6 protein-coding genes and 1 pseudogene are annotated in these 6,004 nt (G+C 68.3%); 3 read left to right on the top strand and 4 right to left on the bottom strand.

Annotated features, from left to right (window positions below):
* On the bottom strand, positions 1-299 hold a 299-nt coding region (locus RWO82_RS14780; protein ID WP_314428289.1), incomplete at its 3' end, for an ATP-dependent DNA ligase.
* A gap of 182 nt (positions 300-481) precedes the next feature.
* Here RWO82_RS14780 and RWO82_RS14775 point away from each other — a divergent pair.
* Positions 482-2,860 (top strand): glycosyl hydrolase family 65 protein, encoded by a 2,379-nt coding sequence (locus RWO82_RS14775; protein WP_314428288.1) that lies wholly within the window; start codon positions 482-484, stop codon positions 2,858-2,860.
* A 38-nt stretch (positions 2,861-2,898) separates the two neighbouring features.
* Here the strand turns inward: RWO82_RS14775 and RWO82_RS14770 are convergent, their stop codons facing one another.
* From RWO82_RS14770 to RWO82_RS14760, 3 genes are read right to left on the bottom strand one after another with little or no spacing between them, the layout of a single operon-like run.
* The gene (locus tag RWO82_RS14770; protein ID WP_314428287.1) at positions 2,899-3,186 is read right to left on the bottom strand and encodes a DUF6510 family protein; all 288 of its coding nucleotides are present in this window, start codon (positions 3,184-3,186) and stop codon (positions 2,899-2,901) included.
* Positions 3,186-3,905: a ferredoxin reductase gene (locus RWO82_RS14765; protein ID WP_314428286.1), complete on the bottom strand. Its 720-nt coding sequence runs from the start codon at positions 3,903-3,905 to the stop codon at positions 3,186-3,188. Before RWO82_RS14765 ends, RWO82_RS14770 begins: the two co-directional genes overlap by 1 nt.
* A complete protein-coding gene (locus tag RWO82_RS14760) occupies positions 3,902-4,492 on the bottom strand; it encodes a sulfite oxidase-like oxidoreductase (RefSeq protein ID WP_314428285.1) in 591 nt (196 codons plus the stop codon). The genes RWO82_RS14765 and RWO82_RS14760 overlap by 4 nt, the downstream gene beginning before the upstream one ends.
* Before the next feature lie 234 nt (positions 4,493-4,726).
* Here RWO82_RS14760 and RWO82_RS14755 point away from each other — a divergent pair, with 234 nt between their 5' ends.
* Together RWO82_RS14755 and RWO82_RS14750 are read left to right on the top strand one after the other, a co-directional pair.
* Positions 4,727-5,584, top strand: coding sequence for a sigma-70 family RNA polymerase sigma factor (locus tag RWO82_RS14755; RefSeq protein WP_314428284.1), 858 nt, complete (start codon positions 4,727-4,729; stop codon positions 5,582-5,584).
* A gap of 105 nt (positions 5,585-5,689) precedes the next feature.
* A pseudogene (locus RWO82_RS14750) lies at positions 5,690-6,004 on the top strand (flagellin); the annotation flags it as partial.

Raw genomic sequence — 6,004 nt, 5'->3', positions numbered from 1 at the left:
GCTCTGTCCGGCTCATGCACGAGGTACAGCCCTGAGGGCGCGTTGGCCGTGTAGGCGAGCGTCTTCACCCAGTCGCGATTGAGATCGTGCGCCGCGTGGCCTGCATACGCGAACACCAGGTTCGAACCGGGGTGCAGCCACACAGCGATGCGACCGCCACCGATGCTGAGGTCCTCCCGCCAGGTGAAGGTGAAAGGCTCCCCGCGCCGCAGCTTCGTCGTGATCACGACCTGCAGGTGATGCAGGGCGCGGTCGTCGACCGCCACCCGCTGGCTCGCCTCGTACGTGAATCTGCCCATGGTGTGAGATTCCCTCCGGCATAGCCCCCGCATTCCAGGCCTACAGGCAGGCGGCTCGCGTCGCAAGGCCCTCTCGTGCGATGCGGCCCTACCGGTCGCCGCATCCGGAATCAACCCGCTCGTCCCGGCGGGTCGACGCAGCTACCGTCGGCGCGACGGCGTCGGCGACGGAAGGGACGTGCATGCACAGGACGGGACAGCGGTTCGAGGTCGACGAGTGGAGTGTCGGCGTGGACGGGATCGACCTCGACGGCCTCGCGCAGGAGGAATCGGTGTTCGGGCTCTCCAACGGCCACGTGGGCTGGCGCGGCAACCTCGACGAGGGGGATCCCCGAGGGCTCGCGGGCAGCTACCTCAACGGCCTGTTCGAAGAGCACCCCATGCCGTACGCGGAAGAGGGCTATGGCTACCCCGAGTGCGGACAGAGCGTGATCAACGCGTCGAACGGCCAGCTGATCCGCCTGCTCGTGGGCGACGAGCCGTTCGACGTCCGACGCGGCACGCTCGACTCGCACTGGCGGCGACTCGACTTCCGTGCGGGGACCCTCGAACGAGGAGTCGAGTGGACGAGCCCCGCGGGCCGGCGCATCCGACTCCGTTCGACGAGGATCGTCTCGTTCACCCACCGCGCCGTCGCGGCCGTGCGCTACCGGGTGCAGGCGATCGACGCTCCGACGGAGGTGACCGTCGTCTCCGAGCTCCTGGCGAATGAACCGCTGCCGATCACCCACGACGATCCACGCGTGCAGGACCTGCTGAGCGAGCCTCTGGAAGCGGTGGAATGCGCCGGAGACGGGGGAGCGGCGACTCTGGTGCACCGCACGCGGAGGAGCGGGCTCGCGACGGCGGTGGCGATGGATCATCGCGTGAGCGGATCGGGTCGGACGGAGGCGAGCGTCGAGACGGATGTGGAGCCGTCGGGGGATCGCGCGCGCACGACGGTGCGCGCGTCGCTGGAAGCGGGGGCGACGCTCGAGATCTTCAAGGCGGTCGGCCACGAGTTCTCTCCCGATCTGTCGACCGCGGCGCTGCGCGACAGGGCCGAGGCCGCGGTCGGAGACGCGATGCGTGTGGGATGGGAGGCACTGGTCGCCGACCAGCGGACCCGACTCGACGAGTTCTGGGACTGCGCCGACGTGCGGGTCGACGGTCCGCGCCGATTGCAGCAGGCGGTGCGGTTCGCGCTCTTCCAGGTCTTCCAGGCATCCGCTCGTATGGAGCTGCGGTCGGTCCCGGGGAAGGGTCTGACGGGTTCCGGCTACGAGGGGCACACCTTCTGGGACTTCGAGGCGTTCGTGCTCCCCGTCCTCACCTCGACCCTCCCGCACGCTGCGGAGCAGGCACTGCGGTGGCGGCACTCTGTGCTCGATCACGCCCGCACGAGAGCCGCGCAGCTGCACCTGCGCGGTGCTGCCCTGCCATGGCGGACCATCGACGGCCGGGAATCATCGGGCTACTGGCCCGCGAGCACGGCCGCCTTCCACCTCAACGCAGACGTGGCCGCAGCGGTTCTGCACTATGTCCGAGCCACGGGCGACGTGGAGTTCGAGCGGCAGGCAGGCCTCGAGCTGCTCACGGAATCAGCGCGTCTGTGGCTGTCGCTCGGACGCTGGGATGTCAGGGGCGGCTTCCACATCGACGGCGTCACCGGCCCGGACGAGTACTCCGCGATCGCCAACGACAACGTCTTCACGAACCTCGCGGCGCAGAAGAATCTCCGCGGCGCGGCCGACGCGGCACGTCGCCATCGGGATGTCGCGGCAGAGCTCGAGATCTCGGACGACGAGATCGCCCAGTGGCAGCTCGCAGCCGCGTCGATGACGGTCCCTTTCGACACTGAGCGCGGGGTCCACCCGCAGTCCGCCGGATACACCGACCGCGAGCGGTGGGACTTCGAGTCGACGTCGCCGGATGAGTACCTGCTGCACGACCACTTCCCGTACTTCGACCTGTATCGGAAGCAGGTCGTGAAACAGGCCGACCTCGTGCTCGCGCTCTATTTCGCTCACGAGGCGTTCACTCTCGAGCAGAAGGCGCGTGCATTCGCCTACTACGAGGAGATCACGGTGCGGGACTCGTCGTTGTCCGCAGCGGCGCAGGCGGTGGTGGCGGCGGAGCTCGGGCACCTGGACCTCGCGCTGGACTACCTCGCCGAGGTGGCCACCCTCGATCTCGACGACCTGCACGGCAACACCGGCGAGGGTCTTCACATCGCCGCACTCGCAGGTGTCTGGACCGCCATGACCGCAGGCTTCGGGGGGATGCGCGAGAGCGACGACGGCATGCGCTTCTGCCCGCGTCTGCCGCCGCAGATCGGCCGACTGGAGTTCGGCGTGCGCGTTCACGGCTGCATACTGCGCGTCGACGTGGGCCGGACCGAGGCGACCTATCGGCTGGCGTCGGGGGACCCTCTCACGATCACCCACCACGACCAGCGGCTCACGCTCGAGGCGGGATGCGCGGTGACGGCGGCGATTCCCCCGCTGCGGCAGCAGGGCCCGGCCCCGCGGCAGCCGAGAGGTCGCGCTCCGCGTCCCGCGATCGAGGCGCTCGGGGCCTGACTCCTGGCACGCAGCCGGTGAGAGTGTCGTACGCCGAGTCAGTCGGCGCCCGACTGCCATTCCAGGCTCGCGAGCGCCCCGATGTCGAGCGTGTAGCGCCCGTCGACCTGCAGGCAGGTCAGCAGTGTGCGGCCGCATCCGCGGCAGAGCAGGATGACTCCCGCCGGGTCGAGCTCGGCGACCGCATCGCCGAGCTCGGCCTCGCGAGAGCAGTGCCGACAGGCGCCGCGAGCGGACGTCATGTCCCTCCCGAACAGCTCGATCAGCATCCCGCCCGCGGCGTTGCCGTCGAGCCTCGTGCGGTGGCCGGGGTGGACAGCGTCCATCAGGCACCTCCGAAGCGTTCGGTACGGATGCGGTCGGGCCGATGCCCCGCCGCCACGAGCAGATCGGCGACGGCTTCGACGAAACCGGTCGGACCGCAGACATAGACCGAGGGGCGCTCGGACGCGGGGATGACGAACGCCTCGATCGTCGCGGCGTCCACTCGACCGGCCGGTTGTGTCGAGCTCTCGGGTGCGGAGCGGCTGTACGCCCAGGCGAGCGTGAACGCCGCGTCGTCGATGCCTGCGAGCTCCTCGGCGTAGAAGGCATCGTCTGCCGAACGCACCGCATACAGCAGTCGCATCGCCGCCGCGCTGGCGGAGCGAGCGTGGTCCCGGACCATCGCGAGAAGCGGCACGATCCCCGACCCGCCCGCGATCAGCTGCACGGGCTCGGTCTGCGCGGGAGTCCACACGAAGTACGCCCCGATCGGGCCGCGCACCTCGAGTTCGTCGCCGGCGCGCACATCCTCGACCAGGTAGGGGGAGACCTCGCCGTCGGGCACCTCGTCGACGGCCAGTTCGAGCACGTCGCCGTCGCCGGACGATGCGAGCGAGTACGACCTGACCGCCTGATAGCCGTCTTCCGCGGTCAGTCGCACGTCGACGTGCTGGCCGGCCAGGTTGCCCGGCCACCCGTCCACCCGCAACGACAGCACGCGCCCGTGAGCCGTCGCCGGTCGGACGTCGACGACAGCGGCTCGGTGCCAGGAGGATGTCACCAGTAACGCTCTTCCTTCCAGGGATCGCCGTACATGTTGTAGCCGTTCTGCTCCCAGAATCCGGGCTCGTCGTGCTCCAGCAGATCCAGGCCGTGGACCCACTTCGCGGATTTCCAGAAGTAGAGGTGGGGGACGAGGAGTCGCGCAGGGCCGCCGTGCTCCGGCGCGAGCGGCTCTCCCTCGAACTCGAACGCGATCCATGCCTTGCCGCCGAGAAGATCCGCACGGGGAACGTTGGTGGTGTATCCGCCGTAGGAGAAGACCCGCGTGAAGTCGCCCTCACCGGCATCCTCCAGCAGGTGATCGAGCGAGACTCCGCGCCACTGCGTGCCGAGTTTCGACCAGCGGGTGACGCAGTGGATGTCGGTGGTGATTGTGTCGATCGGCAGCGCCTGCAGTTGGTCCCACGACCAGCTGCGGCGGATGCCGTCGAGGCCCACGACCGCGAACTCCCACGTGTCGGTGGAGACGCGAGGGGTCGGGCCGGCCGAGAGCACCGGGAAGTCCTCGGTCAGGTACTGGCCCGGAGGGAGACGGTCGTCGGACTCGCGCCGCCGTGCACCGAAGCCTCGTGAGATCACACCCATGATCGCCTTCTCTCGTTGTCGGACCCGTTCTCCCCGAGCGATCGGGGAAGCCACGCGTGCGTCGAACTCCGGACACCTTGTGTCGCCCGATTCTAGGGCCGAGGCATGCCGTGGCGCATGCGTTCGGAGACGACGGCCGGTCTTGCTCGATCGGAGGATATTTATTTTTTGCTCATAAACGTGATGTCTGTGCTAGTTTCCTCGTAAAACAGATGATCTAGCCACGGAGTCGCATTGCTGAGTAATTCTGCTGTTTCCGCTGATCTCAGTACCGGCGGCGATTCCCCTTCCACCCCCGAGAAGCTCGCGCGCGACAACATGCCGCTCGCCACTTTCCTGGCCGTCGAGAAGGCGAAGTCCGCCACGCACGTCGATCTCGACGACCTGCTCTCGGCGGCGCGGTTGGGGCTCGCGCGAGCCGCACTGTCGTACGACCCTTCGCGCGGCATCCCGTTCGGCGCGTTCGCGAGCGGGCAGATCAACTGGGCGATGCTCTCGGAGATGCGCCGAGCCGATCCCGCGGGCGAGCGCAGCCGCGACAAGATCGAGCGCGTCCGCCTCGCCGCCGAGACAGTGTCGGCGCGAACAGGTCGACCGGCCACGCCGGCCGAACTCGCGAAGGAATCGGGACTCGATCTCGCCGCCGTGATCGAGATGCAGAAGCTCGACGAGATGGTGCGCACCGCCACCAGCTTCGAGGAGCACTTCGACGTGGAGAGCGGACGCCAGGCGGCCGACCTCACGGACAGCGTGATCCTGCCCGAACACGCCGTCGAGCAGTCCGAGCTGCGAACGATGCTCGCGCGTGTCATCGAGGCACTTCCGGAAGCGATGCGGAACGTCGTCCGCGGCATCTATCTCGAAGACCGCATGGTCAAGGACATCGCCGAGGAGCTGGCGGTGAGCCACGCGTACGTCTCGAAGCTGCGATCGAAGGCTCTCACGCTGATGCGCGAGGCGATGCAGGCGTGGGAGGACGGCACGGGCGGCGACCGGTCGACCAAGGCGAAGTCGGAGTTCTTCGAGACGCTGTTCGGCGGGACCGCCCCCGGCGTGCCGCCGGTCTCGGAGCGTGTGCTCGCCGCGGTCTGAGAATTCCCACGCGGCGGGTTACGCGCCGTGCGCAGGTCGCGAAGGTGGGGAGTACGGGTCCACGGATGGACCCGCGTCCAACCCCATATCCACGGAGGAATTCTCATGGGTCTTCAGATCGCAACAAACGTCGGTGCACTCAACGCGTACCGCAACCTGTCCGTCAACCAGAACGACGTCTCGAAGTCGCTCGAGAAGCTTTCGAGCGGTCTGCGCATCAACCGTGCAGCAGACGACGCCGCCGGTCTCGCCATCTCCGAGGGCCTGCGCTCGCAGGTCAACGGCCTGAACGTCGCAGCCCGCAACGCTCAGGACGGCATCTCGGTCATCCAGACCGCAGAAGGTGCGCTCACCGAGGTGCACTCGATCCTGCAGCGTGTTCGTGACCTCGCCGTCCAGGCCGGCAACGACTCGAACAAC

This window comes from uncultured Microbacterium sp. (assembly GCF_963521645.1).
Classification (GTDB): Bacteria; Actinomycetota; Actinomycetes; order Actinomycetales; family Microbacteriaceae; genus Microbacterium.
Note: the sequence above shows the minus strand (reverse complement) of the source record. Positions and strands in the feature narration are given on the sequence as shown.